The sequence below is a fragment of the Dysgonomonas sp. 37-18 genome, from assembly GCF_001899125.1.
In the GTDB taxonomy this organism is placed as follows: domain Bacteria; phylum Bacteroidota; class Bacteroidia; order Bacteroidales; family Dysgonomonadaceae; genus Dysgonomonas.
Map to the genome: position 1 here is coordinate 24445 of NZ_MKVC01000025.1, position 19143 is coordinate 43587.

General features: G+C 36.8%; 12 protein-coding genes. 10 read left to right on the forward strand and 2 right to left on the reverse strand.

The features are described 5' to 3' along the window. Position 1: 1 nt before the first annotated feature. Positions 2–646, reverse strand: coding sequence for a class II aldolase/adducin family protein (locus BGO84_RS09930; RefSeq protein WP_291028995.1), 645 nt, complete (start codon positions 644–646; stop codon positions 2–4). 29 nt (positions 647–675) lie between these two features. Continuing rightward, entirely contained in the window at positions 676–2463 is a 1788-nt protein-coding gene (locus tag BGO84_RS09935) for an L-fucose isomerase (protein WP_291028996.1), read from the reverse strand. Positions 2464–3108: 645 nt separating this feature from the next. Between BGO84_RS09935 and BGO84_RS09940 the strand changes: the two genes are divergently transcribed. From BGO84_RS09940 to BGO84_RS09985, 10 genes are all read left to right on the forward strand, one after another. After that, on the forward strand, positions 3109–3480 hold the full coding sequence (locus BGO84_RS09940; RefSeq protein ID WP_135103586.1) for a polymer-forming cytoskeletal protein: 372 nt from the start codon (positions 3109–3111) through the stop codon (positions 3478–3480). Positions 3481–3532: 52 nt separating this feature from the next. Continuing rightward, entirely contained in the window at positions 3533–4555 is a 1023-nt protein-coding gene (locus tag BGO84_RS09945; protein ID WP_135103585.1) for a ParM/StbA family protein, read from the forward strand. A 36-nt stretch (positions 4556–4591) separates the two neighbouring features. Continuing rightward, positions 4592–5158 carry a polymer-forming cytoskeletal protein gene (locus tag BGO84_RS09950; RefSeq protein WP_291028997.1) on the forward strand — a complete coding sequence of 189 codons (567 nt, stop codon included), beginning with the start codon at positions 4592–4594 and terminating at the stop codon, positions 5156–5158. Positions 5159–5528: 370 nt separating this feature from the next. Next, positions 5529–6164, forward strand: coding sequence for a type B chloramphenicol O-acetyltransferase (catB, locus tag BGO84_RS09955; protein ID WP_291029009.1), 636 nt, complete (start codon positions 5529–5531; stop codon positions 6162–6164). A 779-nt stretch (positions 6165–6943) separates the two neighbouring features. Then, positions 6944–8611 (forward strand): DUF6377 domain-containing protein, encoded by a 1668-nt coding sequence (locus tag BGO84_RS09960; RefSeq protein WP_006842151.1) that lies wholly within the window; start codon positions 6944–6946, stop codon positions 8609–8611. A 227-nt stretch (positions 8612–8838) separates the two neighbouring features. Further along, complete coding sequence (locus BGO84_RS09965) at positions 8839–11844, forward strand: TonB-dependent receptor (protein WP_026177021.1); 3006 nt, start codon at positions 8839–8841, stop codon at positions 11842–11844. 21 nt (positions 11845–11865) lie between these two features. After that, positions 11866–13353: a RagB/SusD family nutrient uptake outer membrane protein gene (locus BGO84_RS09970; RefSeq protein WP_006842149.1), complete on the forward strand. Its 1488-nt coding sequence runs from the start codon at positions 11866–11868 to the stop codon at positions 13351–13353. 19 nt (positions 13354–13372) lie between these two features. Next, positions 13373–14821: a SusF/SusE family outer membrane protein gene (locus tag BGO84_RS09975; RefSeq protein ID WP_291028998.1), complete on the forward strand. Its 1449-nt coding sequence runs from the start codon at positions 13373–13375 to the stop codon at positions 14819–14821. Positions 14822–14874: 53 nt separating this feature from the next. Further along, positions 14875–16629: a glycoside hydrolase family 66 protein gene (locus tag BGO84_RS09980; RefSeq protein WP_018074749.1), complete on the forward strand. Its 1755-nt coding sequence runs from the start codon at positions 14875–14877 to the stop codon at positions 16627–16629. A gap of 20 nt (positions 16630–16649) precedes the next feature. Next, complete coding sequence (locus BGO84_RS09985) at positions 16650–19133, forward strand: TIM-barrel domain-containing protein (RefSeq protein ID WP_006842146.1); 2484 nt, start codon at positions 16650–16652, stop codon at positions 19131–19133. Positions 19134–19143 lie beyond the last annotated feature (10 nt).

Consider the following 19143-nt stretch of genomic DNA (forward strand, 5'->3'; position numbering starts at 1 on the left):
GTTATTTTTGTGTTTTTCCTAAAATATAAACTTCCAAATCGCGAATTTCATCATCGCTCAAGATATCATAATTTCCTTCACCTGCACGCACAATAATGCTGCATGCCAGCTCGAGGAAAACCGCTTTTTGAAAAGCATCATCAAAGTCTTTTCCACACACAGCCTGCCCATGTTTACTCATCAACACGCAATCATGATCAGTCAGGGCATGTGTTACAGCATCGGCCAGCTCCTTCGATCCGGGACGATAATATGGTATAACTGCAATTTCTTTGCCACAGTAGCAAGGAACTTCGGCAACTACATTAAAGCTTTTCGGCTTATTTTTCATACAGGATACAATTGTCGCAAACTCTGACTGAAAATGCAACACCACATTCATATCTTTACGCTGACGTAAAACCCCGAGGTGAAAAACACTTTCCATCGATGGCTTAGGACCATCGACACGCATACCGGTAGAGATATTACAAATAGCGACATTTTCTTTGGTAATGCGTGGCAACCACGAACCTGTACCCGAAACCAGAGCTAAATCTTTATTTACTCTCCACGACAAATTACCACTGCTACAAAGCTGTAGACGTTCTTGTCCTACACGATGAGCAGCTTCTATAAACCGTTCTATATATTCCGCGTTTATCATACTGTTTTTATTATCGAAGGTACAAAAAACTATTTATAAAGAGGACCATAAACCTGACAAGCTCGATAATCGGCTCCTTCTTTATCCATCCCGAAAGCAGACCATGCTGCAGGGCGATAAATATCATCCGAAGATACATTATGCATACAAACAGGGATACGAAGCATAGAAGCCAACGTTATCAAATCGGCTCCGATATGTCCACTGCTGATAGAACCATGATTGGCTCCCCAGTTGTTCATCACAGAATATACATCTTTAAAATTAGGATCATCGGTCAGGCGAGGAACAAACCATGTGGTAGGCCATCCTTTATCTGTACGTTCATCCAAAATTTTGTGTACATCCGGATCAAGGTCTACAGTCCACCCTTCGGCTATTTGCAACACCGGGCCCAATCCTTTTATGAGGTTTAGGCGAACCATCGTACATGGCATTCCACCACGAGTAAGAAATTTAGAAGAAAAACCTCCTCCACGGAAATACTCACGGTTAGCAGGCATCCATGTAGTAGCATCTAAACACAACTTGGCTTCGGCTTGTGAAATATCCCAAAAAGGTTTCATTACAGGTTTCCCTGCCTCATCGCTTTGGCGACCACTCCCATCCAGAGACGCAGCACCGGAATTGATTAGATGAATCATACCACCCGAAGCTAAACCTTCTAACTTTTTCCCTGTCACTCGTTCTACAGCCTCAGGACTCCAATAAGTACGCACATCCGCAAAGATCTGAGCGGTATTTGTCAAAAGATAACCAAACAACATTGCCGTACCATTCAGCGAATCATTTTCTGTAGCTAATATATATGGTGCGCGAATACCTGTCCAATCGAAAGAGGAATTGAGGATAGCCTCTGTAAAATCGCCGTTAGGATAGAAATCTGTCCATTGGCGTTGCCCCTGAAAGCCTGCGGCAAGAGCATTATGCCCTAAGGCCTCTTCTCCAAATCCCATTTCTTTCAGTTTAGGATTGCCTATCATCAGATCACGAACAATCAATGTCATTTTTACAATGAATTCCCAATCCTTATCATTTGCAGCACGATCTTTTTTCAAATCGTCCCGATTTATCGTATCTTGCCCTTCTTTACAGTGGGTCTTCGCCCAAGCTAAGGCTTTTTCATATTCTTCTTTATCGTATATCCCTTCTGTCATGCGGCGAATAATTTCTACCTCGTCTACACTCTCGCAACGCATACCTAAATAATCTTCAAAAAAATCGGTGTTAACTACCGAACCGGCAATACCCATACACACCGAACCGATGGAAAGATAAGATTTACCTCGCATAGTTGCTACAGCCAATGCAGCCTTAGCAAAACGCAACAACTTCTGTCTTACATCGCCAGGTATTTCGGTAGTACCTCCATCCTGAACATCATGTCCATAGATACCAAAGGCAGGTAATCCTTTCTGTGCATGTCCGGCAAGAACTGCAGCCAAATAGACTGCTCCAGGACGTTCCGTACCATTAAATCCCCAAACAGCTTTGATTGTATGCGGCTCCATATCCATCGTTTCGCTACCGTAACACCAGCACGGAGTAACAGAAATAGTTACCCCCACTCCCTCTCTACGAAACTTCTCGGCACAGGCTGCACTCTCTGCTACACGACCAATTGTGGAATCTGCAATAACACACTGAACAGGCGACCCGTCGGGATAGCGTAAAGTAGAGGTTAACAAGTCTACCACACTTTTTGCCATATTCATTGTTTGGTTCTCAAGAGACTCTCGCACCCCTCCCATGCGTCCATCGATAGTAGGACGAATTCCGATTTTAGGCCATTCACCTTGAAATCTTTTCCCAGCCATATATTTTAGATATTAATGGTTAATTACTATATTTTTGTTTTATATTCAATAAATAAACAGGAGATTGTGTTTTCTTTGATTGAATTAGATTTTTAATTGTTACAAGCTTACCACCGGTTTCCATATCCTTACTATTATAAATAGGGGTGGTGATAGTATAATTATATCTTAAGAAATTAAATTCAAAGACATTGAATCTAACATTAAAGAAATATCAGATAAAAAGTTAATTAGAATGAGCTTTTTTCTATTCGGTCAGCATCGACTCTATTACAACGACTTACAACTCCAAATATATATTTTAGATACTCAACAAGCTTTCATTTTTCCGATGAATGAATAGTACTATTTCGACATCAGGCAGTTTTTATTTCGTTTTTTAGACTCTATTTCCAGCCCTTATTATATTAATTGGCACAAATCAACAAGCATATACAGTTAATTATCAGATCATTTACCACAACAAAATCATATCCTTTATACATTTCAAAGAGAATTAATTGCATATGAAAATAAATTTTATATACAATTCTTAATGATTAATATTACTTTTCATATATATTTGTAAACAACAATTCGTTTTTAAGGAATTGCCCGGATTTCTGTACAAATGTGACTATATAAATATTGTTAACGTAATTGACTATGGCTAAAAAGGAGGATTTTAGGCAAGACTCGTTTGATCTTTCCTCTCAAACGCCTACAATAATCTGTAAAAGTTTTGTGCTCTATGGATCTGTAGAAGAAACGCATCACATACGCGTGGAAGGGACTATAGTAGGAGATATAAAACAGGCTCATACTGTTGTAATTGGCACAACAGGTATAGTTCGAGGAAATATTCATGCAAAAAATCTAGTTGTATTCGGTCGTATCGAAGGTAATATATGCGTAACCGAGTCTATCTCCATAAAAAGTACGGGTAGAATAGTGGGCAAACTTAATGCGCAAATATTCACATTAGAGCATGGCGCAACATACGAAGGACTCATCGCTATGAAACCTCTTCTTTCATAAAATAAAGTTTATTTATCCCCATAATTATTAACGAATCTAATATTTTATCGCTATGGTTTATGAAATCCAATCTTTTCCCAGCTTAGTTGAAAATAATAATACAAATCTGTCACAAACAGCGAAGGATTTGCTTCACGGCTTGAAAATTCAACATAATAATAAATGGTATATCTGTGGAGACCTTGCCCTGAATGAAGGTCAATCTCCTCATAAGTTAATAAACTCATCACCGGATGATATAGACTATCAGATATTAGCTAAAGCAGCTATGTTGTTAGTAGAAAATCAAGTGGAGCAACCGATAACAATCACCACAGGTTTTCCTTATTCTACTTATTATATTTATAAAGACAAAGCCATAGAATTTTTCCAACGCACTCATATGCTCGATTATGACATTTCAACACACAATGCGGGGAATAAGAAAAGAGTAATATTAGAAGTACAGAAGGTTGAAGTGATTCCTGAAATTGTAGGATGTACAATCGGAATACGTAAAGGAGAACCTCAGGTTTCGGGAAATTTCTTTGTATTCAGTTGTGGGTTTGGAACATTTGAATCTATCCTCAGTACAGATTCAGGTATTATTGAGCAAACAATGATCAGTACGCATGGAATTCGTTATGCTGTAAATCTGATGATAAATGAACTGAAGAGCAAATATTATTTGGAGCTTAGAAATACACATCAAATTGATGAAGCATTCAAACGTGGATATATTTTCTTGAATCGTCAAAATATTGATTTAAGAGAAATACGTAAAAGTGTTATTCAAACATATTATCAAGAAGTGATATCTCCAAACTTACGCAGTGTCATTAATGACTCCAACCTGGTTAAAGCCAACCGTATATATATGTGTGGAGGCGCTATGTATTATGAAGAGCTTATCGATTGCTTTAAGGAGGAATTCGGCAAATTCACAGAAATAACAGTTTTAGATAATCCGGAAACATTAGCAAGTAAAGGTTATGCAATTAACTCGTTACGCGTAGGACATGGCAAATTTAAATCATCTGTAGGTATAGATATAGGAAATGCCACTACTGTAGTAGCTAACTTTTCGGGAGAATAAATAATAGTATAGAATATTACATTATAAAGATCAGGAATGTTTCTCTTTAAGCGAAAAATTGATGAGATCGAACCTCAACCTGCCAGAATCGTAGAATTGGGACGAGACGTAATTGTATTAGGCTCACTATACCTAACCGAAGGACAAGAGAAAAATTTCTATGTAGAAGACACTCTGACTGTTGACATTAATGCTCACATTACCGGTAGTGTAACGGCCACAGGTTGCATCATTGACGGCAAAGTAACAGGTAATATCATTTGTGCAGAGAGTTTAGAACTTGGCCCGACAGCGGTTATAGAAGGTACAATCACAGCCAAGGCAGCTGTCATAAATGCGGGTTGCGTTGTGAATGGTGAAGTTGTATTAGATCCTCTACTGGAAGTTCCTATATTAAATATAAAGATTGCAGAAGCAAAAAACTATCTTGAAAAAGAAGGAACAACGATCTCTGTAGATTCTTTCTCCAAAATAGAAGAAGAAATTCCCCAAAAGGATTCAAGAGCTTTCAACAACCCACCAAATAAAGAGCAAAAAAGCCCGATAATCCAAGACAGAAAAATTGAAACAAAGCCCCTGGATGAAAGTGATAATTGGTGGTAACGCATATACTCATAAAAACAAAAGCTTGTAAAGAATTCTTTACAAGCTTTATTTTGTAATAAAATGTGCCCCCACCGCTCAGACTCTTTCTTGGAAGATTTGAGACAATTAAATCAATAAAAAAGCAGTCCGTATAAATCTGATAAATTCGTGGAAAAGGTTTATCAATCTAAACAGTCTAATAACTCAAAAAAGATAGAGAGGGCGTTCAATAAGTTATAAATACATCAAAACTTGGTATATCCAGGTACTTTTCATTATATTTGTCCAATGAAGAAATCTGATTAGCATACAGCAAATAAATGTTTCGTACATGGCACTCAGTGAATGCCATAGAATTTTATTTGTTAAATTTTTAAGATCTGCTAAAATGATTAATTTTTTTGAAAGTCCTTTTAAAGGCAAAATAATCAAAGACCACATTACCAACCCCAATATTATTGCGGGCAAATACTCCTACTATTCAGGTTACTATCATGGACACTCTTTTGATGACTGCGCTCGCTATTTAATGCCAGATAGAAATGATATCGATAAATTGATTATAGGTTCATTTTGTTCCATTGGAAGTGGCGTTAGTTTTATTATGGCGGGAAATCAAGGGCATCGACACAGTTGGATATCGAGTTTCCCATTTTTTTATATGCCGGAGGTGGAAATCTTCAATAAAGCAATTGATGGATTTGAAAACGCAGGAGATACCGTTGTCGGAAATGATGTTTGGATTGGAACCGAGGCAATAATCATGTCAGGAGTAAAAATCGGTGATGGTGCCGTAATTGGCAGTCGGTCGGTGGTCACTAAAGACGTTGCCCCTTATACGATTATTGGCGGAAATCCATCGAAAACTATCAAATCACGATTTTCTGAACAGCAGATCAAAATGCTCTTAGAAATCAAATGGTGGGATTGGGATGAAGAAAAATTGTCTGAAGCTATTCCTATAATTTGTTCTGATAATATAGAATTGCTATATGAATTTTATCACAAACATATAGTCCAATAAATCTTTAGGCTCTTCACATGAAGAGCCTAAAGATTTATTGTTATTTATAAAAACAGACATGAGAATCTATCTCCAAGTGGTCTATTTACTTTCTCGCTATCACATTTTACCCTCTTCCAAAATGACCAATAAAATTTCTCATGACTTCGACATCTGTCTTGTGGAAAACTCATTGTAAAAGATAATATTTGTATGTAGATAGTGGTAGTATGCCTATCAAAAACTTTTAAGAACAGTATCACTCTTGGTTCAACTTTGGATACGAAACCCCATCTTAAACTAGACAAAATTGTAATAAAAAACCACCTACGCTATGCATAAGTGGCCTATTATCAGTGACCCCGGAGGGGTCGTCTGTTTCTTATTCTAAATAGTATATAGTCAATTAATTATATGATAATATCCAATCTTTAGTAACGATTTAGGAACAATATCATTTGTCTCTCAAAATACCACTTTTGGCTTAGGGTTGACCGTATTCTTACATATAAATTACTGAGAATAAAGGTACGAAAATGAATTGAAAATCAAAGACCAACTTTATTTTTTAGGATCATTTATAGATATAAAAAGGTGTGTTTTCTCCTATTGCTTTGATAAAAGAGGTAATATCATTTTATTCTTCATAGAACTTATATATTAGAATTTTCAGTTAACTCTACTAATTGAAGCTTCTCCTTCTTTATTAAAATTTCTTTCTCTTTTAATTATTTAGAGTTTATAATAAGATAGTGTTATATTTCATTTTTATTAACTTTGTTTATATGTAATCGTAATGTATGAAAAAGTTATTCCTTCTCATTATTATATTATTTCCGACTTGCAATGTTTTCCCAAAAACATCACAAGATACTATATTCAACTCTCTATATGAATTGATTAAACATAAAGACCTCTATGTAACAGAGAAGGAGGAGAGAATATCCGAAATAAAAAAACTGCTTAAAACGCCTAATATTACTGACGATCAGCGTTATGATATAAATCTCAAACTATATAACGAATACAAAGTTTATTTGTCTGATTCTGCAATTTATTATGCCAGAGAGAATACAGCTATTGCAAAAAAGCAAAATCATAATACATGGATAAATGAATCTAAACTAGATTTAGTATCCTTATATATTGTATCTGGTATGTTTATTGAAGCTGTTGATATATTAGGATCAATAAAAACTAAAGACCTTCCCGATTGGCTACAGATTAAATACTATGATTGCTACAAACAGCTATACAACTACTATTCAAGTAATAATCCATATACTCAGATCTATTTAGAAAAAAGTAATCTATACAGAGATTCTTTACTGAATGTATTGGATAAAGAATCCAGCCATTATAAGATTGTATATGCAGAGAAACTATATGACGAATCTCGTCTAAATGATGCGAAACAAATATTGCAAAAGCTTTTAGACCAAACGAAATCAGACACTCACGAAAAAGCAGTTCTCGCTTATGCACTAGCCAATATTTACAAAAAAGAAGGAAATATAAACTTACAGAAACATTATTATGCCATATCTGCGATTTGCGATATAAAGAATGCTATCAAGGAAAATGCATCTATGCAGGCATTGGCCTCAATCCTATATGAAACAGGTGAAGTAGAAAAGGCCTACGATTGCATAAAATCGTCTATGGAAGATGCCATGTTTTGTAATGCGCGCTTAAGAACATACGAAGTTTCACAAATATTTCCAATTATAGACTCTGCGTATCAGGAAAATGTGAATAAACAAAAATCAGAATTACAGTTGTTTCTTATTCTTGTCAGTATATTATCTGTATTCCTTATTATAGCAGTAATATATGTGTATAGGCAGATGAAAAGAGTTTCTCGGATACGTAAAGAACTTTATCATACTAATGTAAAATTAAACGATCTTAATAAGGATTTACAATCTAGTATCAACCAACTTAACGATGTAAACAAAGAACTTTCGTATGTAAACAATCAATTATCGGATGCAAACCAAATAAAAGAAGCATATATTGGGCATTTCCTTGATCTATGTTCTACATATATAAATAAACTGGAAAATTTTCAAAACTCTCTCAATAAGAAAGCTGTCGAAAGGAAACTTGATGAATTATATAAAATGTTGAAATCAAGTAAAATGATCGATGACGAATTGAAAGAACTCTACGAGAACTTTGACAATATTTTCCTGCATCTGTATCCGAATTTTGTTGAGGAATTCAACTCTCTTTTAATAAAAGAAGAACAGTTCGTATTAAAACCTAATGAATTGCTTAATGTGGAACTTCGTATATTTGCATTGATTCGATTAGGTATAACAGATAGTTCCAAAATTGCTAACTTCTTGCACTATTCAGCAAATACAATTTATAGCTATCGTACCAGAGTACGAAATAAAGCTGCTGTCCCCCGCGAAGAATTTGAATCAATGGTTATGAAAATAGGTGTTATTAAGAAAAACTAACACATACGGCGTCTATATTTTTGGCTATATCAAAATCGGTTAATCAGCTATATATTAATAATATATAATATATTTGGCTCTATATTTTATCAATGTGAATTTTCTTTAAATACTTCCTCCTCATATTTTTGCATATGAGAGGTTATACTCTTTTTAGCTTCACAAATACAATAAGCTGAATAATGTTAACCATAAAAATGAATAAGAAAATTCTAATCACGCAGACCATGAAAAAAAATCAAAAAAAGAAATGGGCTTATTTAGGCAGAATATGTCTGCTTATGTTGTCTTTGACTTTCACGTTTACATTATCTGCTCAAAACCGGAAAACAATTTCGGGAGTAGTTTTGGATGAAAAAGGAGAAAGTATTATAGGTGCATCAGTTTCGGTAAAAGGGACTACTAATGGTACAATCACCGACATCGAAGGGGCATTTACCTTGGATGTTGAAGAAAATGCTACTTTAACAATCTCTTATCTTGGATTCTTGACTCAAGAAATCTCGGTAGCCGGAAGAACCGATTTTCGTATTATCTTAAAAGAAAAAGCAAAGATGCTCGATGAAGTCGTTGTAGTAGGCTATGGAGTGGTACGTAAAAGGGATCTCACAGGCTCGTTATCGTCTGTAGAAGCCAAAGTAATGCAGGATAAGCCAGTTTCCAATATCGGCGAAGCACTCCAAGGTCGTGCAGCTGGGGTACAAATTATTAACTCTGGCGTACCAGGTAGTAATGTAAGTATTCGGATTCGCGGATTAGGTTCTATCAATAATTCTGATCCTCTATTAGTTATTGATGGCGTACCAACTGATATGCCTTTAAATGCTCTCAATCAGAATGATGTTGAAACAATAGACATACTAAAAGATGCTTCGGCTACAGCCATCTATGGTTCACGCGGTGCGAATGGTGTGGTGTTAATAACGACTAAAAAAGGTAAATCTGGAGACGGCCTTATATCAGTAAGTGCCAACTGGGGAATACAAGATGCAACCAGTGTGCCTGAGATGTTGAATGCATCGCAGTTTGCATCATTACACAACGAGATGATGGCTAATAATGGCAGAGGACAGCGTCCTGACTTTGCAGACCCATTATCATGGGGAAAAGGGACAGACTGGATAGATGCGTTATTACGTACGGCTATGATGCAAAATTACTCAGCTTCATACTCCGGGGGTAATGATAAGAGTAATTACTATGTATCGGGAGGAGTCTTGGATCAGGAAGGCATTGTTATTAACACATCCTATCGCCGTTATACGTTCCAATTCAATGGTGAATCAAAAGTCCGTTCTTGGCTGAAATTCGGGAATAACGTTACACTAAGTCATGATGTAAAAAAGAATGGTTCTTATAGCGTACTTAACACAATGTCTTCTTTACCAACTCAGCCCATATTTAACGAAGACGGAACCTATTCGGGGCCGGGTACGGAAGCTGAATTCTACGGAGATGCTCGTAATCCGATAGGGACAGCACGTTTAGAGAAAAGTACAACGAAAGGTTATAACATATTAGGTAATATTTATGGAGAAGTTTCTCTTTTTGACAAAGTAACTTATAAAATGTTGGGAGGAATAGATTTCAAATTCTGGGATAATGTGAATTTTTCTCCAAAATATGATTGGAAGCCAATTCCTGTACCGAATTCTTACCGCGGTGAAAGTTCAAATAAAAGCCTTACTTACCTGTGGGATAATACAATTACATACATGGACACTTTCAATGAAAAACATAACCTGAATGTTATGTTGGGGTCAAGTGCACAAAACAATGTATACAATTATATGAATGCAAGCATTAAAGAATTTTTATCTGATGATTACAATCAATTGAATAACGGGTTATTAGACCCGACAGTGGGTGGTAGTAAAAACGAGTGGGCTTTGCTTTCTTTCTTTGGACGTGTAAATTATTCTTTCGATAATAAATATTTATTGACAGCTACCGTTCGCCACGATGGGACATCTCGCATAACGAAGTCCAACCGATGGGGTACTTTTCCTTCTTTCTCTGCTGCATGGCGTTTATCGGAAGAATCTTTCTATAAAAAGAATGATCTATTGAGTGATATAAAATTACGCTTGGGATACGGAGTAACAGGCAACCAGGCAGTGTTAGATAATTATGCTGCCGTTACCCGTCTGAAAACAGCACAATATGTATTCAACGGTACACCAGTTTCTACACTATATCCATTAGTAATGCCCAACCCTAATATTAAGTGGGAAACAGTAAAACAAGCAAATATTGGTTTCGATGCAACATTGCTGAAACAACGCATCAACCTCACATTCGATACTTATATAAAAACAACAACTGATATGTTGGTTGGTATGGTTGTTCCTATTACTACCGGATATTCGGATGAATATACACCAATGATTAATGCAGGAGAAGTAAAAAATACGGGATGGGAACTGACTGTCTCCTCGCAAAATATGAAAGGAGCATTCGAATGGAATACAGACTTCAATGTGTCATACAATAAAAATAAGGTGGTGAAGCTAAATAATAATACGCCGATCTATTTCGGCTACCAATCTCATATTGAAGGACGTCCTGTTGGTTCGTTTTATGGATGGGTAACAAACGGATTATTCCAGAATTGGGATGAGGTTAACAACTATGCATACCAGTATCAAGGAGCAGATGCGGCTAATGGAACAGCACCTGGTGATATTAAGTTTTTGGATATAGACAACAATGGTGTGGTAAACGATTATGACCGTACATACATTGGTAATCCTACTCCTACATGGAATTTCTCGATGAATAATAATTTTGCTTATCGCAATTTTGATTTACAGATATTCTTACAGGGAGTTGCCGGAAATAAAATTTATAATGCGAACAGGGTATCTCTTGAAGGAATGTACACCATTAGAAATCAGACTACAAAAGTTCTCGATCGCTGGACTGGTGAAGGTACAAGCAACTCTATACCTCGTGCTATTTATAGTGACCCTAATAAAAATACACGAAATTCAGATCGATTTATTGAAGATGGAAAATATTTGCGTTTGAAGAACCTAACATTAGGTTATAAATTGCCTACTCCTCTGGCAAAGAAAGCATATCTCAGTAGCTTAAGGATATACATGTCGGCTCAAAACTTATTAACCCTAACCAAATATTCGGGGTTCGATCCTGAAGTACAAGGAGGTGTTGATAATAGTAGCTATCCACTTACACGCACAATCAGTTTTGGTGTTGATATTAAATTCTAAATCTAAAAAGATAATACAATCATGAAAAAAATAATATATACTGGATTTTTTCTATTAGCTTGCATAATGAGCTCTTGTTCAGACTTTCTCGAAAAAGAGCCTTATGAAGATCCAAGTGCAGAAACAATCAAAGATGAAGCATCTGCAATAGCTATGACTAATGCGGCTTATCAGCCGATGCAACGCCCAAAATTGTATAATATGAGAATATGGGCACTCGATATTGTTGCAGGAAATAGTGAAGTTGGAGCCGGAGGGGGTGACGACGGAATAGAAACAATACAATTGGCAAACTTTGTTGCCGGGCCCGATAATTTTGCAGCTATCGACTTATGGCGTGGGCCTAACCCGGGTATACTCTACTGCAATACAGTATTGAAGAATGTACCAGAAATGAATATAAAAGAAGAGATTAAGAACCGATGTATGGGTGAAGCTAAATTTCTTCGGGCAAGTTATTACTTCACTCTTGTACAATTATTTGGGGATGTGCCTTTAAGTCTCACACCATCTAAGCCGGGAGACGATCTTTTCCCCGTTCGAGTAAGCAAGGATAAGATTTACAATGAAGTTATTATTCCGGATTTACTTGAAGCAATAGAGTTACTTCCTCGCCGTGAAAATTATAGCAGCAAAGACCTCGGACGTGCAAGTAAAGGTGCAGCCGCAGGTATATTAGCTAAAGTTTATCTCACATTAGGGCAATATCAGAAATGTATAGAAATGTGCAATATGGTTGAGAGTTTTGGTTATGTACTTAATCCCGACTATAGCGATTGTTTTGGTGGAGAAGATAAACATAAAAATACACCAGAATCATTATTTGAAATTCAATATTATGGATTGACAAAAGCTGGTTTTTGGAGTGATGAGAATCAGGCTTGTTGGTTAAGCACCTATATGGGACCTCGCAATTCTGGTTGGGTAGGCGGAGGATATGGATGGAACCAGCCAACTCAGGAATTCGTAGACCAATATGAACCGGGAGATTTGCGCAAAGACAAAACAATTCTTTATGAGGGAGGGCCATTATTTGATGGTAAGCCGTATAAGAGTTCAATGTCAACTACTGGATACAATGTGCGTAAATTTTTAGTACCGCTTTCTATTTCACCTGACTACAATACTAATTCGGCAAGTATTATTGTATTACGCTATGCTGATATACTACTTATGAAAGCTGAAGCTCTGAACGAATTAGGCAACACAACTGATGCCGAAGAGCCATTGTATAATGTACGTAAGCGCGCAGGATTAACAAACAGAAATGATGTGGAAAATTTGACGCAAGAACAAATGAGAGAGAAGATCCGTCATGAACGTCGCATAGAACTGGCATTCGAAGGCCATAGCTGGTTTGATCTGATACGATGGGATAATGGACAATATGCTCTTGATTTTCTTCATTCTATTGGAAAAGTAAATGCTCAGAAAAAACATTTATTATTGCCTATTCCGCAAAAGGAAATAGATTCGAATCCTAATCTTAAGCAAAATCCGGGTTATTAATTTGAAAATAGATATTAAAATGAAAAAACTATATAATATTTTATTACTAATATCACTGGTGCTACCGCTTATGCTTTCATCTTGCTCGGATGATTATGCGGAAACCAATTTAGAGTATCAGCCACTTATACTGACTGCCAGTGACGAAGTTATTGTTTTGGACATAACAGCACCCCAAAGTAACGCTGTGACTTTCGAATGGACTCCAGGGTCAAATTTCAATACAAATGCCGCCATAACTTATATATTTGAATTGGGTCTGAGTGGTTTTACAAAAAGTGTACAAGTTGAATTAAATCAGGGGAAAAATTCAGTTTCCTATAGAACTGAAGAATTAAACAAAATACTTCTTGAGAACTTTGATGTAAATCCCGGCGATGAAGTGGATTTGGAAGCTCGTGTAACAGCTACAGTGCATAGTGAAAATATCCAACCTCAAATTTCTGAAATAGTCAAGCTAAAAATTACAGGATACAAACCTGTTTCTTCGACTCTTTATCTGATAGGCGGTGCTGCGCCTAATGGTTGGAGTGCAGACGATGCAACTAAAATGAATACTGTGTCGGGGGCTGCCGGAGGTTTCGTATGGCAAGGGAAATTAAATGCCGGAGAATTGAAGTTTATAACCACATTAGGAGAGTTTCTCCCTTCATATGGCAAGGGTAGTGATGAAACTAAGTTGCTGTTAAGAGAATCGGATGATGATCCGGATGATAAATTTAATATTCCTGCGACAGGCATTTATAAGATTTCGGTAAATATTATTAATCTGACAATTCATATTGAGACACTCGATGCACCTGAATATAGTGAATTATGGTTTGTCGGTAATCCTACAGGTTGGAGTTTCAAACCAATGACGTCAGATATGTCAGATCCATTCATTTTCTATTTCAATGCTGATCTTTCTGCCGGAGGAGAATTTAAAATTGGAACAAAAGCAGATTTCGATGATAGTGTTGTCTTTCTTCGTCCCAAATCGGATGGACAAGGTGCAGGAACAGATTTGAATGTGGTTAAATGGTCTAAAAATGAAAATGCTGATGATTATAAATGGAATATAACAGGAGGAGTTTATAAGATAAAACTTGATACCCGTGATATGAAAATAGATATAATTCCATTTACTCCTTATGCAATGATTTATATGGTAGGTGATGCTACTCCAAGCGGATGGAGTATAGATAATGCTACTCCATTAACGGCTACAGCCGATCCTAATAAGTTTACATGGACAGGAACACTGAATGCCGGAGAATTGAAATTTACTTGTGATAAACAAAGCGATTGGAATGGCGATTGGTTTCTGGCTAATCAAAATGGTATAGAACCTTCGGGTGATATAGAGCAAATGCTATTTAGTGCGAAAGGTGCTAATCCCGATAATAAATGGAAAATAACCACTGCCGGAACATATACCATAGAACTGGATCAATTGCAACAAACTGTGAAAATCAAAAAACAATAATAAAACAACAGGTGGTGATGTTGGAAAGCATTGCCACCTTAGAAAGAAATATCATGAAAAAAATATATTTATCCATAGTATTGTGCCTGGCATTATTCAGTAGTTGTGAAGATTACTACGATACAGACAGCGATCCGGTTATATACGGTGAGACATATTTCAATGCTGATCTTAGTACGGATAAGGCATGTTATAAGCCGGGAGAAACAGTTCAATTCACACTGAAAGAAAAGCCTTCCAGTAACGTAAAAATTCGTTATTCCCATTTAAGTATGGTTATTTCAGAAGAAAGTTTATCATCTACTTCATGGAACTGGACAGCTCCATCAGAAGATTATAAAGGATATATGGTAGATATCTATGAAGTTGTAGACGGAAAAGAAAAAATACATCAAAGTATTGCAGTCGATGTATCTTCTGACTGGAAGAAATTTCCGCGTTACGGATTTCTTTCATCCTATGGTAAAATGTCGGAGGCAATTATAGATAATAACATAAATAACCTAAGTAGGTATCACATAAATGGAGTCCAGTTTTACGACTGGATGTATGACCACCATCGCCCGTTAGCAGGAACAGTAGCTGATCCGGCTACTACATGGCCCGATCTGATGGGAAGGACGAATTACCTATCCACTGTAAAAGGTTATATAAATGCGATACACAACAAAGGGATGAAAGCTATGTTTTATAATCTGGCCTTTGGAGCGTTAAGCAATGCTGCATCTGACGGAGTAAAAGAAGAATGGTATATTTTCAAAGATAAAAATCATTCAGAGAAAGATAATCATCATCTTGATCCACCTTTTCGCAGCAGCATTTATCTGACTAATCCCGCTAATATTGAATGGCAGAATTACATCGCTGGAAGGCATAAAGATGTTTATAATGTTTTTGATTTTGACGGATTTCATATCGACCAGCTAGGTAACAGAGGAGATGTATACGATTACAACGGAGATAAAGTAAATCTGGAAAACAGTTATTCTTCCTTTATTGCAGCCATGAAACAAGCTTCTCCCGAAAAAAGGTTGGTAATGAATGCTGTTTCTCAATACGGACAGCAAACTAGCATTGCAAAATCCGATGTGGACTTTCTATATACGGAAGTATGGGACGAAAGTAAAACATTCGAGGCCTTAGCAAAAGTAATTACCGACAACTATTCTTTCAGCAATAGTACCAAAAGTACAGTTCTTGCAGCCTATATGAATTATGCAAAGTCAAACAACAGAGGCTATATGAATATACCTGGAGTTTTGCTGACTAATGCTGTGATTTTCTCTTTTGGCGGAGCTCATCTCGAATTGGGAGAACACTATTTAGCGAATGAATATTTCCCGAATTCGAATTTGCAGATGAAGACAGAACTGAAAAAGTCGATGACGCATTACTATGATTTTCTTGTAGCATATCAGAATTTATTGCGTGATGGAGGAACCTTTTCTTCGGTAAATGTTCAATCTGTTGATGGAGGTTTGACTTTTGAAACATGGCCAGCATCGCAAGGGAGTGTAGCCGTACTTGGAAAAAAGTTTAATGACAGGGAAATCATTCATCTGATAAATTTCTCTCAGGCTAACTCTATGGAATGGCGCGATACGAATGGTACACAAGCAGAACCAACGTTAGTTGCAAACCCTGCAATAAAAATAACGGCAAGTAAGGCTGTCTCAAAAGTGTGGATAGCTTCACCGGATATAAATGGTGGAGTCGCTCAGAATATCGAGTTTTCTCAGTCGGGCAATGAGGTTACATTGACTTTACCATCTCTTAAATATTGGGATATGGTAGTATTCGAATATTAAAGGTTTAAGAATAGACTATTATGATAAAGAAAGTTTGGTTATTTATCATGGGATTGATATTTTCTTCGGCAACATTGATTGCCGGAGAATGTATCTCCTATACGAAGAATGGCAATCAGGTCATATTTAACTGTAAAGACGGTTCGAAATTATCATTGACAATCAATAGCAGTTCGGTAGTCAAAGTATGGTTCGATCAATCTGGAAAATTTATAAGAAGTAATGAATCATTTGCCATTGTTAATGAAAATCTGGAAGATATTGGAGAGGTGAATGTTAATGACGAGCCCTCCTGCTACGAGATATTCACATCTAAGCTACGCATCCGGATTAATAAGAATCCGATGCAGTTGCAAATATTCGATAAATGGCAGAAGTTGCTTTTTAGCGATTTTAAAGAGAAAGGACATATAGCCGATTCAAAAGCAGTAAAAGCTTATAAAATTTTGCGCAATGATGAGCAGTTTTTTGGCCTTGGAGAAAAGACAGGACCATTGAACCGTCGCGGACGTTCTTATAAAATGTGGAATAGCGACCGACCTTGTTACAGCGTAATGGAAGATCCGTTGGCTAAAAGTATTCCATTTTTTATGAGTAGTTACCGTTATGGAATATTTCTGGATAATACATATAAAACCGAATTTAAGTTCGGAACGGAATCTGATGAGTACTACTCATTTGAAGCACCGGATGGGGCTTTTATTTACTATTTCATATTTGGAAAAGATTATAAAGACATACAAGAGCAATACATCGACCTGACTGGTAAACCTATCATGCCTCCTAAATGGGCATTAGGTTTTGCACAGAGCCGTGGCTTATACACCAAAGAGGCTCAGGCATTGGAAGTAGCAGCCGAGTTTCGTAAGCGTCAGATTCCTTGCGATATAATCTATCAGGATATAGGATGGACTCAATATTTACAGGATTTCGAGTGGCGTAAGGGAAACTATACCGACCCGAAAGGAATGTTGAAAACATTGAAAGAGCAGGGCTTTAAGATGATTGTGTCGCAAGATCCTGTAGTGTCACAGGCGAATGATAAACAATGGAAAGAAGCCGATAAATCAGGTTATTTTGTAAAAGATATCCGTAACGGAAAATCCTACGATATGCCTTGGCCCTGGGGAGGAAACTGTGGTGTGGTAGATTTTACAATCCCTGAAGTAGCTGACTGGTGGGGTACCTACCAGCAAAAACCTATCGACGATGGGATAAGCGGTTTCTGGACAGATATGGGCGAACCAGCTTGGAGCAACGAAGAAGATATTGACCGCCTGAATATGAAACACCACATAGGTATGCATGATGAGATACATAATGTGTATGGCCTTACTTGGGATAAAGTAGTAAAAGAACAGTTTGAAAAACGAAATCCTAACAAGCGAATCTTTCAGATGACACGCTCTGCTTATGCAGGATTACAGCGTTATACTTTCGGATGGACGAACGACAGTGGTAACGGCAATGATGTATTGGAAGGTTGGGGGCAACTTGAAAATCAGGTAGCAGTAGGAGTTTCTGCCGGATTAGGCGGTATTCCTTTCTGGACAACAGATATCTCGGGATATTGTGGTGATATTACCGATTATAATGCTATGGGAGAGCTATATACCCGATGGATGCAATTCGGAGTATTTTGCCCGTTGAGCCGTGCACATCATGAGGGAGACAATGCTGTAGAACCTTGGATGTTCGGTGATGTAGTGGAAAAGAATACAAAAGCGGCTATAGAGTTGAAATATCAACTATTCCCCTATTTGTATACTTATTCACGCATAGCACACGATACTGGGTTGCCTATAACAAGAGGTTTGTTTATGGAGTATCCGAATGACGAGGAAGCAATAAAAATTGATAACCAATTTATTTTCGGACAGGAATTATTAGTCGCTCCTGTGCTGAAAAAGGGTGAACGTGTAAAACGTATATACCTTCCTGATGGAGAATGGATAGATTTTAATGATAAAAAAACAGCCTATCTGGGTGGGCAAACCATTACCTATCGTGCACCGTTGAATACAATTCCTATTTTCGTAAAAAAAGGTTCTATTATTCCCATGATGCCTGTTATGCAATATATACACGAGAAAAAAGATTACCCGTTATTTGTTCATATCTTCCCGAATTATGAAGATGAAAGTACTTCTTTCGAACTTTATGAAGACGAAGGTGAAAATCTGGATTACTTAAAAGATATATCTTCTAAAACACAATTTACCTCTACAACATTAACCAATAGCTATGAAACTGTAATTACTCCAAATGACAATGGATTTGTGCAATCGAACAAGCGGAATATCATTCTCACATACCATTTGGAATGTAAACCTAACAATGTAGTCATAGATGGTAAAACTGCTACGATAATAGAAGAAAATCAACTCACAAATAAGCTAGAGAAAGACTTTTCATCAATAGAGTGGTCGTGGAACGAAGATTCTAAAGAATGTTGGGTAAAAGTTCCGGATAAACGTAACAAAATTAAAATATCAATAAATTAATAAGTAAAGG